Genomic DNA, 20102 nt, shown 5'->3' on the forward strand with positions numbered 1-20102 from the left:
GAAACCGATAGCCCGCCTGCGTCTCCGACCAGCCGTTGCAGGCCCCCGGAATACTCGCCGTCGGATGCTCAGCCAAGCGCTCGATCAACTGAATCGCGCGCCGGTTGCGGCGCGTGTCGCCCAGATCAATCGAGGCCAATTCTTCCGACGCCCAGCCCATCGTGTGCTCCAACATGTCTCAGAAAAAATAGTTCGCTATCGTACACTCAGAGTTCTGTGTAATGGGATGGGTTTGAACCCTAGATATCGAAATCAAAACGTTATTCGCAGCGAAAGCGTATGAGTCCACACGCCTCCAGCGCTGTTTGGTATGACGCTCACGAGATACGGGAACAAAATTTTCCATGACTCTCCTCAACTGAAAATTATCGCTTGAGCGGCATTAGATCATCGTTCCGGTCACTTGGCATCGGCCTCGCTTCTAGAATCAGATCGGTTCGAGACGCCAGCGAGCGTCTCTCCCCGCCCCAGCGGTCTAACACGATGGACAAGATCCTAAAACCGAATCACAAGAGGCGCGCTAGCCGCGTCGAGATCGCATGAATTGCCTCATTACGCGAGACGGGATCTTCCGTGACACCGACCAACAACTCACGCCCGATTTGACGCAAATAGGCCTGATCGGAGGAAGAAAGCTCGGCGTAGCGAATATCGTGCTCAGCTTGATAATCGGCAAAGGCCAAGCTGACTTCAACGCGATTGGCAAACCTCGCCATATCGTCTTTTGCATCGGCGTTGACCCAGCCGCCCTCGATCATGGCGATGATCATCTCGTTACGCCCGATGCGCCCGGACTCAAGTTCAGCCAGCCAATAACTTCGGCCAGCATCATCCGCCGCCCGATCGAACAGGTTTTCGTAAAGCGCGTCGATCAACCCACCATAACCAAGCGCCTCGGGATATTGAGCCTGCACCAAGGGCTGATCGAAAAAGCTCTTGGCGACCTCGGTCGGAGTCCAGCCCGAACCGGACGCCAAGGCATCGACCCAATATTGCAGCCCCTCCTCATCAGGGGCGTAACCAAGGGTCGCGATGTAGATCTCGGCAACGCGCCAGGTGTCGTCACGCAGTTGGCCGGCGACGAGCGCGCTGCCATGCAGGTCAACAACCGCAGAGTCCGGCGTGGATGCATCTGGAACGTGAACGAGGTTGGTCTGCGCCAAGCCATAGCCAGGATTAGGGGTGAGCCGAACGGTAGCGATCACTCCATCGGAAATAGGGGCATTGTCGATGCTGTAAAACAGCAACCGCACCCACCCCGGCTCGATCAGGTTCACCGTCATCGACTTACCGCTTGCCTGAGCGGAAGCCCCGATCACGGCGTCGGCACCAGAGAAGGCCTGGGGGTCATAGGTGATGTCCGTAGTCAGCGTAGCAATTTCCTGACCTGCTGCGCTCAGGTTCAGATCCGTCTCGATAATCGAACCTCGGAGCCTGGCTGCGCTGAAAATCAAAGATGGATTGGTAGTCGACACGTTTGCGCGAATAAGGCTCCACCAAGGCGGCTTAGGAGCGGGGGGATTCTGACTATAACTATTGTTTATAATCTCGGTTAGATCCACTGCCCTCATTGTTGAACCGTAATCACTAACCATACAGGTCGGGGCACTAAGGTTCTTACCCGCAAATAGAACGGCACGCTCGAATTCCCATGATCGAACCAAGCCATTATAGTCGCAGTCGCCGAGCAGATCACTACGTCGCCGGTCGATTAAAATCCCGCCTCGCATCGTCCATATAGGAAGTTCAAGTCCGTTCGTATCAGCCGCCCAAGGATGATCGAGCTTCAACAGCAACTGTTTAGAACCGCCCCACTCACTTGGGGTGTGAGAGACCGCTGTCGCCGCAGTGAAGCCAGGATCGAAAAGGCCCGGCTGAATACTGAACGTCAGGGTCAACTTCATGCCATCCAGATCAAGCAGACTCCCGTTAGTCAAGGTTTCCTGACGAACATCGATTTCCAATATTCCGGGAGTATTCAAGGTAACCCCATCATCCTCCGTTGGAATCAACCCCCCCGTCAAACCATCAAAACCATCAAAACCAGACGGCTTTTGCCCCGACCAGACAAAAGACGCGAGCGCCAACTCGCTCAAATCATAATACAGCCTAGTACTGTAGGCACTGATACCGTCAGGACTATTGTTTCTATTGAGAGTCAAAACGACATCGATTTGAGGCGCCGGAAAATCATTATCGACCTCCGGCGTCGTTGTGACGAAATTGAACGCCAATGTTGGCACATAGGAGGTAAAGCCAACCCCTGTCAGCTTGGCGACGAATGTATCGACACTACCCCCATGCGTTGGATAGAGCGTGCCAATCAAAGGAAAAGAGTCGGTTGAGCTCGACTTCGTATTACCCGCAACAATGATACCGCCCGTCACAGAAGCCGCGCCAATATAGGTGATAACATCATCCTTAACGCCACCGAAATAAGAAGAATTCAACACACCCAGGCCATGGCGGTCGAGCTGCATCAAAAAGCCATCCGTACCCCCAGCGTGATATGTTTGATAGGCGTTCTCGACCGGGAAATTATTGGATGAAGTCTCACCTCCTACGTAGAGATAATAGTTTGAATCGAGCGCGAGCGCCATTACCTTGTCGTCTTTTTCAGCGCCGATAAAGGTGGAAAAACGCATAAATTTAGCGGAGCGATCGATCTTTAGGACAAAACCGTCGCTACCTTTATCGGTGTCTTGCACGTTCAGTACGGAATCCAGTGCATTCTTGGTCGGAAAATCCTTGGAAGCCGTATAACCACCTAGAAAAATATTGCGATCAGCATCCAATGCCATTCCTGTGAGGTTGTCATCGCTTTTACCACCGATATAAGTCGATGACACGAGCTCTAAAGATGCTCGTGAAATTCTCGCCAAAAAAACGTCAACTTTACCGCCGTAAGCCTGAATATTGTTAATAGCAGGCAGATCACTTGACGCAGTCTCTCCAGACAGATAGGCGACTCCATCCTCATTGATATCTATAAACTTTATACTGTCATCCTTGGATCCGCCAAAATAAGTCGACCAGTAGAGCACATCTCCACCCAAGCTGAATTTAGCCAAAAACCCATCAATTCCACCCGCCAAGCGGGCATAAAGCGGATCTCGCAGCACCAAGTCACTCGAAGACGTCTGCCCCGCAATGTACAGATATATAGGAGTTCTCGCGCCAGTCGCTCCAGTATATTCGAGATCGATTGCCTGACCCGCATCGGCTCCAGTACCGCCAAAATAGGTTGCGAATTCGATCGCTTGGCTTGCATCAAGCTTGACGATAAAAGCGGCCTGCGACTTGCCCCCTGGCAAAACCGGATACATTGATCCAGAGGTGGTTGGAAAATCCACTGAATTCGTTTGACCAGTCAGATAGATCTCATCATTATAGATCACGAAGTCATTGATCTGATCGTCTTTGGCGCCACCGATGATCACCACGTAATCAACGTCCGATCCATCTGTGGCGATTTTGTATAGAAGCCCGTCTTTTTTCTGGATACTCTCATTCCCCCCAGGGAAATCGACGGATGCAACCGTTCCCGCCACAATGAGGCCGCCATCACTCGCAACAGCCGCGACGCGCGCATCCTCGTCCTTACTGCCTCCCATATAGCCTGAGTACAGGAGCGTGGGATCGATGACGAGAGGCTGGGAGACATCATAGGCCGCGACCTCGAACCCGAAGACCGCCCCACCCTGCCCGGAGCCGGACGACTGGATCCTGAAACGTCCCGCGACCGGCCGACGCTCGCCGTCGATCTCCTGATAGATAACCGGCGCCTTCTGTCGCATCTGACGACCATTGGGCAGAGTCATGATCATGGCGCCATCCTCGGCGAGCGCCAGTTTTTCGACACCTTTTAGCGCGACCTGGATACGTTCGGGTTTGGCACCGGGCGTGAGCACGAAGTCGTAGGCCAAATCGTGCCCATCCTGACGAAAGACCAGGTCCACGCCCGGATAGAGTCCCTGATAGAGGATCGAGTCATAGCTCGGCACGCCGCTGCGCCATTGGCTCGGATCCTGTCCGCGCAGATAGCTGAACCGGGTCTTGAGTGGTTGGCCCGGCAAGATCTCGGCGTCCGACTCGACGCCGAGCAGACGCATCGACACCACGGAGGATTGGGACTCGCCATCCGGCACCACGAAGGCCACGTGATCGGCGGCGAAGAAGACATTGGACCCAGGGGTCTGAACGAGGAAGGCAAGATCCGACTCCCACTGCCCCCGGTTAGGTACAAACAGCAGTGGAAAGTCGGGCGACGACTTGGGACTGAGCCGAGTACCCGACGAGTCGGCCGACATGGCCACATCCGGCGCCATGGCCATAACCTGTCCCGACAACAGGATGAGCAGCGCCAGCGCCAGAAAGGCGCGCCAGCGCGCACGCTTGATGGTGGTGATCCTAGACATGAATGCCTCCCTCATTGAAAACGGTGCTAACACAGCGGAAGTCAGCCGCTTCATACGTGACTGTATCATTGAGCGTTTGACTGCTTTGAGTGATTAAGCAAGAAACAGGCCGCTTTTCGACAACACGCAAACCGCTGCTCAGCGATTAAGCAACGACCGATACCACACCGCATAGGGCTGAGCCAGCCACCATTTCAGAGGCACGCGACCATGATGACGACGCACGACATTGATGGCCTCTCGATAATGCAATCGCCGCTGGCGCCGGGTCTTGGTTTGATCGTGCTCGCGATTGACGGCGACGAAGGCATCGACGAATTCCAGGTGACCACAGGATTTATGCAACCGCCACCATAGATCGTAATCCATGGCCATATGCAGGCTGACATCCAGGCCGCCGACCGACTCCCAGGCCGAGCGGCGGATCAGGGTAGCCGGTTGGGAGACGAGACAGAGGTTGGCGAAGAGCCATTCCCGGAACCGCGCGACCAGGGCCGGACGGCGGGTGCCGGTCGCCTCGTCGAGATCCCAGGCCCGACCATAGACGGCTACAGCCTCTGGGGCCGATTCCAAAGCGGCCGCCAGGGTCTTCAAAGCGCCCGACAAAAGCAGATCGTCACTGTTGAGCCAACAGACAAAGGGCGCGCAGCCGGCTGAGACCCCCTCGTTGATGGCCGCCGACTGACCGGCATCGGGATGGCTGCGCCAGCCAGCGAGCCGATCCGACCAACGCTCGATGATAGCGAGCGATTCGTCCGTCGAGCCACCATCCAACACATAGACCTCGACAGGCACGTCCTGGACGAAGATGGACTCCAGCGCCTGGTCGAGATAGCGCCCCTGGTTGAACGAGGGAACGGCTATCGTCACCAAGGGCGCATCGGATCGGGCCGTCATTCGTGATGATCGAAGGTCTGGAAGCCGTGGCGCTTCACCAACTCATCGCGCTCGGTCGGCTGCTGGAATAGGTGAGATCACCATGATGGAGCACGAAGCGACGGTTGGTCTCGTGCGGATCCTGATAGAGATGGTCGATACGGTCGGTATTGAAGAGCGAGGTGCGACGCTTGATGCCGTGCACCAGATAGCCTTTGCCGAGGAGGAATTCGGCAAGATAGGCGCCGTCCTGCCCAGTGATGCCCGTAATGAGGGCGGTCTTACGCTGAGTCATGTTCTAGCGATCTATTAATCGAGATGAGTCAGTTGCTCGAGTTCGCCCCGAGTCATTTCTTGAATGAGATCCTGAAAGGAGGTTTGAGGCGCCCAACCGAGTTGAGTCCGCGCCTTCGAGGCATCTCCGACCAAATGAAGCGGTTCGGCGGGCCGCATAAAACGCTGATCGAAGCGCACGTAATCACCCCAGTTCAATTCGACCGCCGCGAAGGCGACCTCAATGACATCTTGGACACGATGCAGGATTCCGGTCGCAAAGACGTAGTCGTCGGGTGACTCATGACGGAGCGCCATCCACATGCCACGCACATAGTCGCGAGCATGCCCCCAGTCGCGCTGTGCGCTGGTATCTCCAAGCATCAGTTCCTGCTGCACCCCCGCCTTGATGGCGGCCGCTGCGTGACAGATCTTGCGGGTAACAAAGTTCTCGCCACGCCGAGGAGATTCATGGTTATAGAGTATGCCGTTGACCGCGAAAAGGCCGTGACTCTCCCGATAGACACGCACCATCTGGGTCGCAAACGCCTTGGCGCAGCCGTATGGATTGACCGGCGCGATCGGCGTCTCTTCGCTCTGCGGGCTTTGGGCCGGACGACCGAAGATCTCGCTGGAGGTGGCATGGAAAAATCTGGGCGGCTCGGGGAGATCGCGCAGGATCTCCAAGAGACGCAGGGTGCCCATGGCGGTGAATTCGCAGGTAGTCTCGGGGATTTCAAAGCTCAATCCGACATGGCTTTGGCCCGCCAGATGGTAGAGTTCGTCCGGGCGAACCTGATTGAGCACGCGACGCAAGGTCGTCGGATCATCGAGATCCGCGTAATGCAAAAACAGGGTCTGCTTATAGATCGACTCATCGGCATAGAGGTGCGCCAACCGACTCCGTTCCAATGTACTGGTTCGGCGCACGGAGCCATGGACCTCGTAGCCTTGCTCCAAGAGCAATTCGGTTAGATAGGAGCCATCTTGTCCGGTGATGCCGGTAATAAATGCCTTTCGTGTCACGTGTCGATATCCATGATGTCAGCGGCCAAACGGCGATAAAAGAGCCGTCATTCGACCTGTTCGCACCCAAATCCTCTCGATCGAAAATATCCCATCAGGACGCTAGCGGCCTGACGCATCGTCTAAACTTAGCGCTTCGCGGAAGACCTTCCAGTAGGCATCCGCCATGCGGCGCGTATCGGCATAGGCCCTCGCCCGCACATAACCGGCCTCGACCAGACTGGCGCGCCGCTCATGATCTGACGTCAGCACCAAGATCGAACGCGCGATCGCCGACGGCTCGGTCGGATCGAAAAGCAGCGCCGCATCGCCGACGACCTCTGGCAGCGCGGTCCGGTCGCTACAGGCGACAGGAACACCTAACGACATCGCCTCAATGACAGGCAAACCGAACCCTTCATAGAGCGAGGGAAAAATAAGACCCGTTGCCCGAGACATGAGTTCGGCGAGCGCTTCGTCGGACACATAGCCGGGAAAGCATACCCGATCAGCCACGCCGAAACCCACGACCGACTCCTGGATCGCGTCGAGTCGTGCCCCCGGAGCACCCGTGCAAACCAACTTCAAATCGTTCGGCAACCCCATCTCTCGGGCCATGGCAAACGCCTCGAACAGCCGGACGTGGTTCTTGTGCGGCCAAAAATTGGCCGGATAGAGCAGATAGCCCTCGGCCTCCAATCCAAACCTATCAAATACCCCAGCCCGGGAACATGGCTCCACGACCAAACGTCGAGCCAAACGCAACGGAATGGTCAGGACACGAACAGGATCCAGATCGGCTGCGGCGATTGTGGAGGCACGCGCATACTCCGAGATGGCAACCAACAGCGTCGCGCGCCGACAAGCGTCCCTGAAAGTCGCCTCCCGATTAGCGACGTCCTCGGCTGCGAAAAACTCAGGATAGGCCCTGTACTGAAGGTCATAGAGGACGGAGACGACCGGCACGCCAGGCTCCCAATAGGTCGGAGCCGTGAAAGGGCAAAAGAGAAGCTCCGCGCCCAGATCGCCCAGCAGCCCACCCGTGCCGGCACGCTTCAGCAACCTGTTTAGGCCATAACCCAATCGGCTCAACAGCGATCTTGGCCAAGCAGGCAGTCGCGGCAGAAGACGCCCCGCCAGGGCAAGCAGGCGTGGACGCAACCCATTGCCAACCAAATCCCCGACCACCAAGCGACGCTCGACATTGGATCGATCCAGTTCCGCCAAACCATCGTGCGATGCCGCCTGAGTCAAGAGCACAAACCGCGTCGAAGGCGCCAATTCAGACAACCGCCTGACCAGTTCGAGCACAAAGATTCGAGCCCCGCCATTTTCCCCTCCTGGGAGAACAGGCGTCAGGTCGACTGCAATCGTCCTAGGGGACCAACGCGGTTTATCGTGGGACATGAAGACTCTGGGACAGCAAAGGCGCAAATCGGGGCGGAGAGATGGGGCGCTATTCTATACTCGATCGGGATCCCTAGCCCGGATGCCGCGTGCTGCACAGGCATACAGCGAATTTCTCACGAGGAACCCGAGATGCGAGCGATCACAGCGACAATCCTCTCGACATTGATCACGGCACAGTCCCACGGCGCCGTGCAGCCGCCCTGCGCCGACACCTGTCTGGCCGGAACCCAAGGCACTGAAGCCAATTGCCAAATCTGGGATGGAATCGCGGGCGATTGGGATGCCTCGCTCACGACATCGAGCGACAGCCTACTTGGACGCGCCCGCAACTATACGAGCTGGCTGCATACCTGGATGATGCCCGCCGGCGGCATTACCAGCACCCAGTTCACCGACGCATCGCTCAACCAGGTGCTGGCCTACGGTGGTCGACGCGACTCCGCGATCTGGACCGGGGCCTATCTGGCTGCGGAGTCGCTGCATTTCATGGACACGGGGGCGCCGGATGCCGCGCGCTGGATGCGGCAGACCGTCGAGACGCTGCACCGCTGGTGGCACATCTCAGGCGATCGCGGCTATCTCGCCCGATACGCCGCACCGGCCGACAGCTCCGAGCAAATCCTGGCCTTGCTGCCCGCAGACGACCCGGAGGTGCATCGGGATGTCGCCTTCGAGGGCTCGACCTGGCACTGGCGGGGCAACATCAGTCGCGACCAGTATCAGGGGGTCTTGCTCGGCTACTCGCTGGCCTACTCGGCGACCAAGAGTCCCGCCTTGCGCGAAACGATCCGCAGCGATGTCGTGCGCTTCGTCGAGCAGCTGATGCAGAGCGAGAGCCAGCCCGTATCGCTCCGAATCAACGGCTCGACTCTCTCCACCACCGCACACATTCCCTACGCCGTCTTCAGCCATGCCGACGCGCCCGATGGCGTACCGACACTGACGCTGCAGACCAGCCCCTTCGATGCGGCCGGCGAGGGCATCCTCTTCTTCACCGCAGACGCGGCGGATCTGATCCGGCAGGTGCCTGGATTTTCATTCTTCCCCAGCACGCCGCAACCGACCCAGGCGATCCAGCTCGGCGCCATCTTCCGAATCGCGCTCCAGGTGACCGAGGGCGTCCCGGATTACGCTCAACGGCGCCAGGCGATCGCCGAGCACTATCAGCGGCATGTCGGCGAATGGCTGAACATCGCCGAGAAATGGCGTAACACCAACCGCTGCGACAGCGGCTACTTCGGGCTCAACATCGGGTTCATGCCGCTCTATAGCTGGATCCGGCTGGAGACCGATCCGACGATCAAGGCCCGCCTGCAGCGCAAGGTGCTGCGCGACGCCATGTGGGCCGAGGTCGCCGACCACAAGAACGTCTTCTTCGCCTTCATCTATGCCTCACAGGCGCCCGCCGAGGATGCGGTTCAGTCCGTCATCACGACCAACGCCGCCCAATTGGCACGCTTTCCGATCGCGCCCAATCTGGCCACTAGTCGCGATCTGCGCGGCATCTATCCGGAGAGCGAGGAATGCCCGGGCACCTCGGCCGTCGCCGTCAATGTCGACGAACGGGTTCCGGCGACCTTCGTCTGGGAGCGCCACCCTTGGAAGCTCTACGATCCGGGAACGCCGAATCTGGCCTACGCGGGTGTCGACTACCTGCTCGCCTACTGGATGGGACGCCAGTACGGCTTCATCGAGGACGACGCGCCCGGAACCTGTCTGCGATGGGCACCGAAATAAGCGCGCCCCCATCAGGCGGTTTCAGCGCCGACCACGCCCCGGCTTCGGTTTGAACGCCCGCGTGCGCGCGGACGAGGGCTTGACCTGAGCCCGAGGCCGGCGCTGTCCCTCAGGCGCCCCTCCGGTTCCGGCCGGCTGGAAGCTCGGAATCAGGTGGCGCTTGCCGTTGCCGATGAGATCCGCCCGCCCCATGTCCTTCAGCGCCTGACGCAACAGCGGCCAGTTATCGGGATCGTGATAGCGCAGGAATGCCTTGTGCAGCCGGCGCTGGCGCTGGCCGCGCACCACCGGCACCCTCGGTGCGCCTCGGGTCACGCGCTTCAGTGGATTGCGCTCGCTGTGATACATGGTGGAGGCAATCGCCAACGGCGTCGGCAGAAACGACTGCACCTGATCGAGCCGAAAGCCGTTGCGCTTGAGCCAGAGCGCGAGATTGAGCATGTCGCGGTCGGTCGTCCCCGGATGGGCGGAGATGAAATAGGGGATGAGATACTGCTCCTTGCCGGCCTCGCGCGAGTAGCGCTCAAACATCTCCTTGAAACGATCGAAGGTGCCGATCCCGGGCTTCATCATCATCGAGAGCGGCCCCTCCTCCGTATGCTCCGGGGCGATCTTGAGATAGCCGCCCACATGGTGCATGACCAGCTCGCGCACATAGGCCGGAGAGCGCACCGCCAAGTCGTAACGCAATCCGGAGGCGATGAGCACGCGCTTGACCTTGGGAATGGCGCGCGCCAGGCGGTAGAGCCGAATCAGCGGCTCGTGATCCGCATCGAGATTGCGGCAGATATCCGGATAGACACAGGACAGCTTGCGGCAGGCGGCCTCGATGCGTCGGTCCTTGCAGGCCATACGCCACATATTGGCGCTCGGGCCGCCAAGGTCGGAGATAGTGCCGGTGAAACCGGGTGTGCGATCGCGGATATCCTCGACCTCGCGCAGGATGGACGCCTCCGAACGGCTCTGGATGATCCGCCCCTCGTGCTCGGTGATCGAGCAGAAGGTGCAGCCACCGAAACAGCCGCGCATGATGTTGACCGAGCAGCGAATCATCTCCCAGGCCGGCATGCGAGACTCGCCATAGTCGGAATGGGGACGCCGACTGAAAGGCAGCTCATAGACCCGGTCCAATTCCTCGGTCGTCAGCGGGATGGGTGGCGGATTGAGCCAGACGTCCCGGTCGCCGTAACCCTGCACCAAGGCGCGTGCATTGCCCGGATTGGTCTCCTGATGGAAGACGCGCGAGGCATGGGCGTAGAGGACCTGATCGTCGCGCACCTGCTCGAACGACGGCAATCGCACCACGGTTCGCACACGATCGGCCGGGCGCACCCGACGCGGCGCGGGCGCCTCGCCCTGGCGCTCGCACTCAGGCTCCGGCTCGTAGGGATTAGGATGGCGCTTGGGCGCAACCGGCCCTTCGACCTGGCTCATGTCCAGCTCGCTCCAGCCATCCAGACAGCCACGCGTCATGAAGGCGCTGCCGCGCAGGTCGCGGATCTCTGAAACCGACTCGCCACGCGCCAGCCGATGCGCCAGCTCGACCACCGAACGCTCGGCATTGCCATAGAGCAGGATGTCGGCCTTGGAGTCGAGCAGGACCGAACGCCGCACCTTCTCGGACCAGTAGTCGAAGTGGGCAATGCGCCTCAGACTGGCTTCGATCCCCCCCAGTACGATCGGTACGTCCCTGAACGCCTCGCGCGCCCGCTGGGCATAGACGGTCACCGAACGGTCAGGCCGCCGGCCGGGCTGCGCGTCCGGGGTATAGGCATCGTCCGAACGCAGACGCCGATCGGCGGTGTAGCGATTGACCATGGAATCCATGTTGCCGGCGGTCACGCCGAAGAAGAGATTCGGTCGACCGAGACGCCTGAAGTCCTCGGCCGAGGTCCAGTCCGGCTGCGAGAGGATGCCGACCCGAAACCCCTGGGCCTCCAGCAGACGACCGATGATGGCCATGCCGAAGGAGGGATGGTCCACATAGGCATCTCCGGTGACGACGATGACGTCGCAACTGTCCCAACCCAGCCGATCCATTTCGGCGCGTGACATGGGGAGCTCGGGCGCGACGCCGAAACGGTGCGCCCAATATTTACGGTAGGAGAAGATGTCGGGAGCGCTTTGCATCGTTGTTCGGGTCCTTCGGGCCATCGTGGATCGACCATTGTAGCTGCGGACGACGGCTAGACCCGAACAGCACAATCACTGGACAATAGCCTATAGGGTACGCGGGGGCGTACCCTACCTACGCTAGATGTTCCCGGTCGCGACCTGGGTCTATCGGCATCAGCGGGGTCGAGCCCTGCATGATTGAATCACTGACGTAGAGGACAATAACGTGGATTTGGCGACCCTATTGGGAATGCTTGGAGCAACCGGCGTGATGATTGGTGCCATCGTGCTCGGCGGCGATCTCATGGTCTTCGTCGACGTTCCCTCGATCGCCATCGTTCTCGTCGGAACCATGTTCGTCGTACTGTTTCGGACCACGCTTGGCCAGTTTCTGGGCAGCTTCAAGGTCGCGCTCGGCGCCTTCCTGCACAAATCGATCTCGCCGACGGCCCTGGTCGAGGAGGCCGTATCCCTGGCCAATACGGCCCGCCGCGAGGGACTGCTGGCGCTCGAAGGCAAACCGATCTCGCACCCATTTCTGCAAACCGGAATCTCGCTGTGCATCGACGGCCATCCGCCCGAGGTGGTGCAGAAGGTTCTGGAAAAGGACATCAATCTGACCATCCAGCGTCAGGAGGCCGGCTACGGTGTTTTCAAAGCCACGGCCGAAGTCGCTCCGGCCATGGGGATGATCGGTACACTCATCGGACTGGTGCAGATGCTGGCAAACATGTCCGACCCCAAGGCGATCGGTCCGGCCATGGCCGTGGCGCTTCTGACTACACTCTATGGCGCGGTGCTGGCGAATGCCTTCGCCACCCCGATCGCCGAGAAACTCAAACTACGCAGCGGCGAGGAAAAGCTGTCCAAGTCACTGATCCTCGAGTCGATCGCAGGGATCCAGGAAGGACTGAACCCGCGCGTTCTGGAGCAGCTGCTCATGACCTATCTGCCGGAACACCTGCGTCAGAGCTCGGACAAGGGCTAATACCGCTGAATTTCAACCGGATGAGGTCGATGCCGTGACAGAAGAATGCGAATGCCCCGATCCGCCGGCCGGCGCACCCGAATGGATGGCCACCTTCGCCGACCTGATGTCGCTGATGATGTGCTTTTTTGTGCTGCTGCTGTCCTTCTCCGAGATGGATGTCCAAAAATACAAACAACTCGCCGGATCCATGAAGGCCGCGTTCGGCGTACAGCAAGAGGTCGAGGCGACCAGCATCCCGCTCGGGACCAGCATCATCGCCCAGGAATTCTCGCCCGCACAGCCTGAAGCGACCGTGGTCAACGAGGTGCGCCAGCAGACCATGGACGAGATGAAGCAAAATCTAAAGGTGGAGGAAGCCGCCAAAGCGGAGGATAAGGCCGAGGAACTCAAGGAGATGCTGAAGAAAGAGATCTCCGAGGGATTGCTGGAAATCTCGACGATCGAGGATCAGGTGATCATCCGCATCCAGGAGAAGGGCTCGTTCGAATCGGCCTCCGCCAAGGTCTCGCCTGGATTCAGAGGGACGCTGAACAAGATCAGCAACGCGCTCAATCAGGTCGAAGGCAAGATCATCGTGGCCGGACATACGGACAACATCCCGATCCAGACCTACGAATTCCCCTCCAACTGGGTCCTCTCGGCTGCACGCGCCGCCGCCGTGGCCGATGCCATGACCCGCGAGGACCAGATCGACCCGAACCGGGTCGAGATCCGCGCCTACGGCGAAAACAAACCGATCGACTCCAACGATACCGCTATGGGTCGCGCCGCGAACCGCCGCGTGGAGATCATCGTGCTTGGAGATCAAAGCGTGAGCGAGGCGCTCGAAGGGATCCCCGAGCTGAACATAAACTCAACGACGAAGACCACCCGATGACCGAAGACAAGCCCTCGACGGCGGAACAGGAACGGCGACGCTTCTTCCGGATCGACGATGAGGTCGGACTCGTCTTGACGCCCGTCGCTGCATCCGAGGAAGAGGCGGCCATCGCCACCCACCAGGGGAATATCAACCGAGTCGGTCTCCTGAACGAGCTGCGGGGCATGCGCTATGAGCATCTTCCGCAACAGCGCAGCCTAGAAAGCAAATTCCCGACGGTTGCCAGCTACATCCGCATCCTTGAGCGCCAACTCGACATCCTGGCCCGGGCAATCGATGGCCAGGACGACTTCCCAAACGAGCCCAACACCACAGCCAACATCAGCGCTCAGGGATTGAGCCTGATCACCGATACAGTCTTTACCATGGATTCCATGGTGAGCGTAAAGCTGGCCCTGTTCCCCGATCATTGCCGGATTGAGGCGTTGGGTCGCGTCGTGCGCGGCGAGACGACCTCATCGAAGGCCGACGTAGCGATCGAATTCACCCACCTGCGCGAGGCCGACCGCGAGGCACTCATCCGACACATCTATCTACTACAGAGACAACGCCTTCAGGCCCGTTACGAGGACGATTAAGACAGCTCGATCGCTTCACCCAGGATTGAGTCGACGCTCCTGATCGGGCCAACCCGTATCGACCGCTCGAGAGTGATATTCCCTCGCCTCGAGCACATGCCCTGCATACTCCCGCCCGTGCAATGCGGCGATGAGGGACTCCCCCGCCTCGCGGCTGTCGGTCCGAACGACCAGAAAGTGATAGCCCCGCTCCTGGTGATCGCGTCCCTGGTGCACCCGGAAGTCGGGGCGCACCATAATGACTTCGAGCAAGGCGTGGAGATCGAGCAACGTCGCCGTTGCCGGCAGATTACCCACGAAAACTTCCACGAACCGTCCCCTTTGTTGGCCAAGAAAACTGAATTCCTGGCCTCAATTAGAAACGGAATGAGGACGAAAAGCCATGCCTGGATCGCCCTCGGGCGACACCAGGCATAGCCGAATCAATCCGTCGACGGTTTGACCGTGGATGGTTTCATACGCCCTCGGATCAGCACGAAGAAGAGCGGAACGAAGAAAACGCCGAGCATGCTGGCCGCAACCACGCCGCCGAGCACGCCGGTCCCGATGGCATTGCGCCCACCGGCTCCGGCACCCGAGCTGATCGCGAGCGGCAACACACCGAAACCGAAGGCCAGCGAGGTCATGATGATGGGACGAATACGCATCCGCGCCGCCTCCAGTGCCGCAGACAAGGCATCGGCGCCCTGCTCCTGAAGCGTCTTGGCGAACTCGACGATGAGGATGGCGTTTTTGGCCGAGAGACCGATGGTGGCCAGCAGACCCACCTGGAAATAGATGTCGCTCGGCAGTCCACGCCCGGTCGCGGCGATCACGGCGCCCAGCACGCCCAAGGGCACTGCCAACATGACGGCGAAGGGTACCGACCAGCTCTCGTAGAGCGCGGCCAGAGCGAGGAACACCACCAGCGCCGACAGCGCATAGAGAGCCGACGCCTGGGCACCGGCAGCGCGCTCCTCGAAGGACAGCCCGGTCCATTCGATACCGATCCCCTTCGGCAGCTTCGAGGCCAGCTCGGCCACGGTTTCCATCGACGCGCCCGTGCTCAGCCCCGGCGCGGCCTGGCCCAGCACCTCGAACGACGGCAGTCCGTTGTAACGCTCCAAGCGCGGAGACCCATAGGTCCAGTGCGCCGAGGCGAAGGCTGAAAAGGGCACCATCTCCCCTTTACCGTTACGCACATACCAGGCATCCAGATCCTCCGGCAGCATGCGATAGGGGGCGTCGGCCTGTAGATAGACCTTTTTCACCCGGCCCTCATGGACGAAGTCGTCGACATAGGCGCTACCCCAGGCGATCGAGAGGGTATTATTGATGTCGGCCAGAGACAGGCCAAGCGCCCCTGCCTTGGTGCGATCGACCTCCACCTGATACTGAGGCTCGTCCTCGCGACCGTTGGGACGCACGGCCACCAGATTCGGGTCCTTCATCGCCATGCCGAGGAACTGGCCGCGCGCGGCCACCAGGGCGTCATGGCCGAGGCCGGCGCGGTCCTGCAGCTGAACATCCCACCCCGAGGCGGTACCTAGCTCGATGACCGCTGGCGGCGCGAAGGCGAAGACCCGGGCATCGCGGATCTTGGAGAAGGCCCCCATCGCCCGCCCGGCAATCGCCCCGACGTGCAGGTCCGGTCGGTCGCGCTGGCTCCAATCCTTCAGCCGCACGAAGCCGATCGCCATGTTCTGACCCTGGCCCGAGAAGCTGAATCCGGCGACCGTAATCATTTCCTTCACGGCCTCCTGCTCGTTCTCATTGAAATACTTCTCGACCTGGGCCAGTACGTCCAGGGTTCGCTCGCGGGTGGCGCCGGAGGGCAGTACGGCCTGGATAATGAGAATTCCCTGATCCTCCTCAGGCAGGAAGGAGGTCGGCATACGCTCATGCAGCGCGATCATCGCGCCCACCAGCAAGGCATAGACGCCCAAGAACAGCCAACGCCATTTGACGATCCGCTCCACCGCCTCGCCGTAGAGATCGACGCTGCGACCGAAATTGCGGTTGAACCAGCCGAAGAAGCCGCGTCGCGGTCCATGAGGAACCGGCTTGAGCAACGTGGCTGTCAGTGCCGGACTCAGGGTCAGGGCCACCACCACCGAAAGCAGCATGGCCGAAACGATGGTGATCGAGAACTGACGATAGATGACGCCGGTCGAGCCGCTGAAGAAGGCCATGGGGACGAAGACCGCCGAGAGCACCAGAGCGATACCGACCAGGGCGCTGGTGATCTGATCCATGGAGCGGCGCGTCGCCTCCTTGGGCGGCAATCCGTCATCGTGCATGACCCGTTCGACGTTCTCCACCACCACGATGGCATCGTCGACCAACAGACCAATGGCCAACACCATGGCGAACAGCGTCAGGGTATTGATCGAATAACCGAACGCAGCCAGCACGCCGAAGGTTCCGAGCAACACCACGGGCACCGCAATGGTGGGGATGAGGGTGGCGCGGAAGTTCTGAAGGAAGAGATACATCACCAGAAAGACCAGGATGACCGCCTCGAACAGGGTCTTGACCACCTCGCTGATGGAGATGCGCACGAAAGGCGTGGTGTCGTAGGGATAGACCGCCTCCATCCCCGGCGGGAAGAAGGCCGAGAGTTCGTCGATCTTGCGCTTGACCGCATCGGCGGTATCCAGCGCGTTGGCACCGGTCGCGAGACGAATCGCCATGCCGGCGGCCGGCTTGCCGTTGTATCGAGCCGTCTTGCCGTACGTCTCGCTGCCCAAGGCGACGCGCGCCACGTCACGCAGCAGGACGGTCGAGCCGTCCTCCTCCGTGCGAAGCCGGATGGCACCGAACTCATCCGGCGTGTTGAGACGGCTCTGCACGTTCACCGTCGCGGTGAGCTGCTGACCCTCCTCGGCCGGGATGGCGCCGAGCTGCCCAGCCGAAACCTGGGCGTTCTCGGCCTCGATGGCCTTGGCGACATCCGTCGGCGTCAGCCCGTACTGATTCAGACGGTTGGGATCGAGCCAGATCCGCATGGCGTACTGAGACTCGAACAAAGTGATCTCGCCGACACCCTCGACACGGCTGATCGGATCCTTCACCAGACTCGCGGCGTAATCGCCCAGATCGGCGCTGTCGAGACGGCCATCATTCGAGACGAAGGCCACCACCATGAGGAAGTTGCGCACCGACTTGGCGACCTGGATGCCCTGCTGCTGCACTGCGGACGGCAACAACGCATTGGCCAGCTGCAGCTTGTTCTGGACCTGCATCTGGGCGATGTCCGGATTGACATCGTTATTGAAGGTCAAGGTGATGGTGGAAACGCCATTCGACTCGCTGGTCGAGGACATATAGCGCAGACCGTCGAGCCCGTTCATCTGCTGCTCGATGACCTGGGTCACCGAGTCCTGCACGGTCTCGGCCGAGGCGCCCGGATAGGTGGAGGTGATGGCGATCGCCGGCGGCGCAATACTAGGGTATTGAGACACCGGCAGGGACAGAATGGAGAGCACGCCCGCCAGCATGATGGCAATGGCAATGACCCATGCGAAGACGGGGCGATCGATGAAGAAGCGGGCCATGGAGGGCGTTCCTCGGTACGTCGATGAGGTCCACCGCCATCGAAGGCGGCGGACAATGAAACTGGGACAGAGCTACCAGCTACCAGCTACCAGCTACCAGCTACCAGCTACCAGCTACCAGCTACCAGCTGATGGACCTGACCATCGAACGATGGTTCTCCAGGGGTCCTTGCGTTGGTTGAAGACTTCAATACAGCGAAGGCATCGGCAAAATACGCTGGAGGTTGATCGATGGCGGCTGGCCGCTTTTATTCAGCGTTCTGCGGCGTCGTGGCGAATTCCGGGTCCGCGCTGCGATCGACGGCCTGTGCCTTGGCGCCTGGGCGCACCATCTGGATGCCGTCGACGATCAACCGATCCCCCGGCTTCAGGCCGGAATCGATCAGCCAGCGATCGCCCATGGCGCGATTGGTCTCCAGCTTGCGCTGCTCGACGGTCCCGTCCTCGCTCAACACCAGGGCGAAGGGGTCGCCCCGCCGATCGCGCTGAACACCCTGCTGGGGCGCGAGAATGGCATCTGGCCGTATGCCCTCCTCCACGGTGGCACGCACGAACATGCCGGGAAGCAACAGGTCATCCGGATTGGGAAAGGTCGCGCGCATGGTCACCGCGCCCGTGCCCTGATCGACTGTCACCTCGCTGAACTCCAGACGTCCAGGCAGCGGATAGGCCGACCCGTCCTCAAGGATGAGCGTTACCTTGGGCTGTTTACCATCCGGGCCTTGCAGATCGCCATCCTCCAAGGCACGACGCAGACGCAGCAACTGAGCGCTCGACTGCGTCAGATCGACATAGATGGGATCGAGCTGCTGAACGGTCGCGAGCGCCAGATCCTGATAGGCCGTCACCAACGCGCCCTGGGTCACCGCAGAACGCCCGATCCGACCTGCGATCGGCGAGGTCACCCGGGTGTAGTCCAGATTGATGCGCGCGCTGACCAGGTCGGCCTGATCGACCGCAACGCTGGCGATCGCCTCCTTGAGTGCCGCCTCCGCGTCGTCGTAGTCCTCCTGACTGACCGCGTTGGCCTTGAGCAGATTGGCATAGCGATCGGCCTTGAGACGCGCCCGGGCCAGGGTCGCCTCCGAGCGCGCGAGGGATGCCTTGGCGCTGTCGTAGGTAGCCTGATAGACCGCAGGATCGATCTGATAGAGCACCTCACCGGCCTCGATCTGACCGCCCTCCTTGAATTTGCGCTCCTGAATGATGCCGCCAACCTGTGGACGCACCTCGGCGATCTGGTAAGGCGTCGTGCGTCCCGGAAGCTCCGTGGTCAACACGGCCGGATGCGCCTCGATACGCACCACGCCGACCGTTGCCGGACCACCGGGTCCAGCCGCATGCGCCTGCAGACCGCAGCCGACCACGAAGAGCGCGGCCGCGAGCGCGAACGACAGGGTCGCGTCTGGCTGACGATTTACGAACTTCATGGTCACCTCGTGTCTGGTCTTCAGCAATTTGATCTTTGAGAGAATGAACGTTCATTCTAGAATGAACGTTCAATCTAGTCGGCAAAACTGGATGCGTCAAGCCTAGAATATCGGAAATGCATCTCAATCGACGACTGGGCAGTGAGACCGCCCCGCTCTGGGGAAACAAGCACCGCCGCCGGCCACTTGGCCGACATGAATCAACGACCTGGAGGACCATAATGCCGAACACACCCACCTCGGCCCTACCGCGTTGCGAGGCACGACGTGAACAGATCCTAGACGCTGCGGCCGTCTGTTTCGCCCGCGAGGGTTTCCACGGCTCCAGCATCGCCAAGCTCTCCAAGGAGGCCGGCATGAGTCCCGGTCATATCTATCATTTCTTCGAGAACAAGGAGGCGATCATCGCCGCCCTGATCGAACGGCGACTGGAATGCGCCCAGGAAATGGCGCGACACTTCGATAGCACGGAAGACGTCTTCCAAGCCCTGCTCGATCGGGTCGATATCGGACTCAAGGAGAAGACCGACCGCGAATCTGCGGCGCTCGAATTGGAAATCTTCGCCGAGGCCGCCCGCAATCCGGCGGTGGCCTCCATTCTGATCGAAGCCGACCGCATCAAGCGCGACTGTCTCATCAGGGTGACCCAGAAGGCGCGGCAAGCCCGCACCAGCGGTCAAGAGACGCGAGATCCGAAGACGCAGACAGAATCGATGGTGGCCGAAACGGAAATCCTCATGGCCCTGTTCGACGGACTCTCCACGCGCGCCATCTCACACCCTGAACTCGACCGCGAGGCGCTGACGCCCTTGCTGCGCAAGGTGATGCGCGCGCTGCTGTGAGCCGAACCGTC

At 60.2% G+C, this 20102-nt stretch carries 14 protein-coding genes and 1 pseudogene; 5 read left to right on the plus strand and 10 right to left on the minus strand.

The genetic code is table 11. The annotated features are described in order from the left end of the window. The 6 genes and pseudogenes from THIDRDRAFT_RS24535 to THIDRDRAFT_RS10980 form a co-directional block, all read right to left on the minus strand. On the minus strand, positions 1-175 hold a 175-nt coding region (locus tag THIDRDRAFT_RS24535), incomplete at its 3' end, for an IS4/Tn5 family transposase DNA-binding protein (protein WP_425358438.1). Positions 176-506: 331 nt separating this feature from the next. After that, on the minus strand, positions 507-4418 hold the full coding sequence (locus tag THIDRDRAFT_RS10960) for a DUF7948 domain-containing protein (protein ID WP_007040906.1): 3912 nt from the start codon (positions 4416-4418) through the stop codon (positions 507-509). A gap of 138 nt (positions 4419-4556) precedes the next feature. Further along, positions 4557-5315, minus strand: a complete 759-nt coding sequence (locus THIDRDRAFT_RS10965) for a glycosyltransferase family 2 protein (RefSeq protein ID WP_007040907.1) — start codon at positions 5313-5315, stop codon at positions 4557-4559. A 61-nt stretch (positions 5316-5376) separates the two neighbouring features. Then, positions 5377-5589: pseudogene (locus tag THIDRDRAFT_RS10970) on the minus strand (GDP-mannose 4,6-dehydratase); the annotation flags it as partial. Positions 5590-5603: 14 nt separating this feature from the next. Then, positions 5604-6593 carry a GDP-mannose 4,6-dehydratase gene (locus THIDRDRAFT_RS10975; protein WP_007040909.1) on the minus strand — a complete coding sequence of 330 codons (990 nt, stop codon included), beginning with the start codon at positions 6591-6593 and terminating at the stop codon, positions 5604-5606. 102 nt (positions 6594-6695) lie between these two features. Continuing rightward, positions 6696-7832, minus strand: a complete 1137-nt coding sequence (locus THIDRDRAFT_RS10980) for a glycosyltransferase family 4 protein (RefSeq protein WP_245535827.1) — start codon at positions 7830-7832, stop codon at positions 6696-6698. Between the two features lie 279 nt (positions 7833-8111). Here THIDRDRAFT_RS10980 and THIDRDRAFT_RS10985 point away from each other — a divergent pair, with 279 nt between their 5' ends. Further along, a complete protein-coding gene (locus THIDRDRAFT_RS10985; protein ID WP_007040911.1) occupies positions 8112-9719 on the plus strand; it encodes a hypothetical protein in 1608 nt (535 codons plus the stop codon). A gap of 21 nt (positions 9720-9740) precedes the next feature. On the opposite strand, the gene THIDRDRAFT_RS10990 is transcribed toward THIDRDRAFT_RS10985, so the two are convergent. Further along, positions 9741-11849 carry a YgiQ family radical SAM protein gene (locus tag THIDRDRAFT_RS10990; RefSeq protein WP_007040912.1) on the minus strand — a complete coding sequence of 703 codons (2109 nt, stop codon included), beginning with the start codon at positions 11847-11849 and terminating at the stop codon, positions 9741-9743. Between the two features lie 211 nt (positions 11850-12060). On the opposite strand from THIDRDRAFT_RS10990, the gene pomA reads away from it, so the two are divergent. From pomA to THIDRDRAFT_RS11005, 3 genes are read left to right on the plus strand one after another with little or no spacing between them, the layout of a single operon-like run. Then, positions 12061-12822, plus strand: coding sequence for a flagellar motor protein PomA (gene pomA / locus THIDRDRAFT_RS10995; protein ID WP_007040913.1), 762 nt, complete (start codon positions 12061-12063; stop codon positions 12820-12822). A 34-nt stretch (positions 12823-12856) separates the two neighbouring features. Further along, on the plus strand, positions 12857-13702 hold the full coding sequence (locus tag THIDRDRAFT_RS11000) for a flagellar motor protein MotB (protein WP_007040914.1): 846 nt from the start codon (positions 12857-12859) through the stop codon (positions 13700-13702). Then, a complete protein-coding gene (locus THIDRDRAFT_RS11005; RefSeq protein WP_007040915.1) occupies positions 13699-14283 on the plus strand; it encodes a PilZ domain-containing protein in 585 nt (194 codons plus the stop codon). The genes THIDRDRAFT_RS11000 and THIDRDRAFT_RS11005 overlap by 4 nt, the downstream gene beginning before the upstream one ends. 15 nt (positions 14284-14298) lie before the next feature. Here THIDRDRAFT_RS11005 and THIDRDRAFT_RS11010 read toward each other — a convergent pair whose 3' ends face one another. From THIDRDRAFT_RS11010 to THIDRDRAFT_RS11020, 3 genes are all read right to left on the minus strand, one after another. Further along, the gene (locus THIDRDRAFT_RS11010; RefSeq protein ID WP_007040916.1) at positions 14299-14592 is read right to left on the minus strand and encodes an RNA-binding protein; all 294 of its coding nucleotides are present in this window, start codon (positions 14590-14592) and stop codon (positions 14299-14301) included. Positions 14593-14705: 113 nt separating this feature from the next. Further along, a complete protein-coding gene (locus THIDRDRAFT_RS11015) occupies positions 14706-17819 on the minus strand; it encodes an efflux RND transporter permease subunit (protein ID WP_007040917.1) in 3114 nt (1037 codons plus the stop codon). A gap of 248 nt (positions 17820-18067) precedes the next feature. Then, positions 18068-19249 carry an efflux RND transporter periplasmic adaptor subunit gene (locus THIDRDRAFT_RS11020; RefSeq protein WP_007040918.1) on the minus strand — a complete coding sequence of 394 codons (1182 nt, stop codon included), beginning with the start codon at positions 19247-19249 and terminating at the stop codon, positions 18068-18070. A gap of 221 nt (positions 19250-19470) precedes the next feature. Between THIDRDRAFT_RS11020 and THIDRDRAFT_RS11025 the strand changes: the two genes are divergently transcribed. Continuing rightward, entirely contained in the window at positions 19471-20091 is a 621-nt protein-coding gene (locus THIDRDRAFT_RS11025) for a TetR/AcrR family transcriptional regulator (protein ID WP_007040919.1), read from the plus strand. Positions 20092-20102: the final 11 nt, after the last annotated feature.

Source organism: Thiorhodococcus drewsii AZ1 (assembly GCF_000224065.1).
GTDB classification, from domain to species: domain Bacteria; phylum Pseudomonadota; class Gammaproteobacteria; order Chromatiales; family Chromatiaceae; genus Imhoffiella; species Imhoffiella drewsii.

What these genes read in the sequence shown, in the direction of transcription:
- THIDRDRAFT_RS10960 (WP_007040906.1), bottom strand. Translation starts at nt 4,418, where the DNA reads ATGTCTAGGATCACCACCATCAAGCGTGCGCGCTGGCGCGCCTTTCTG.
- THIDRDRAFT_RS11020 (WP_007040918.1), bottom strand. Translation starts at nt 19,249, where the DNA reads ATGAAGTTCGTAAATCGTCAGCCAGACGCGACCCTGTCGTTCGCGCTC.
- THIDRDRAFT_RS10990 (WP_007040912.1), bottom strand. Translation starts at nt 11,849, where the DNA reads ATGCAAAGCGCTCCCGACATCTTCTCCTACCGTAAATATTGGGCGCAC.
- THIDRDRAFT_RS11015 (WP_007040917.1), bottom strand. Translation starts at nt 17,819, where the DNA reads ATGGCCCGCTTCTTCATCGATCGCCCCGTCTTCGCATGGGTCATTGCC.
- THIDRDRAFT_RS10985 (WP_007040911.1), top strand. Translation starts at nt 8,112, where the DNA reads ATGCGAGCGATCACAGCGACAATCCTCTCGACATTGATCACGGCACAG.
- THIDRDRAFT_RS10965 (WP_007040907.1), bottom strand. Translation starts at nt 5,315, where the DNA reads ATGACGGCCCGATCCGATGCGCCCTTGGTGACGATAGCCGTTCCCTCG.
- THIDRDRAFT_RS11005 (WP_007040915.1), top strand. Translation starts at nt 13,699, where the DNA reads ATGACCGAAGACAAGCCCTCGACGGCGGAACAGGAACGGCGACGCTTC.
- THIDRDRAFT_RS11025 (WP_007040919.1), top strand. Translation starts at nt 19,471, where the DNA reads ATGCCGAACACACCCACCTCGGCCCTACCGCGTTGCGAGGCACGACGT.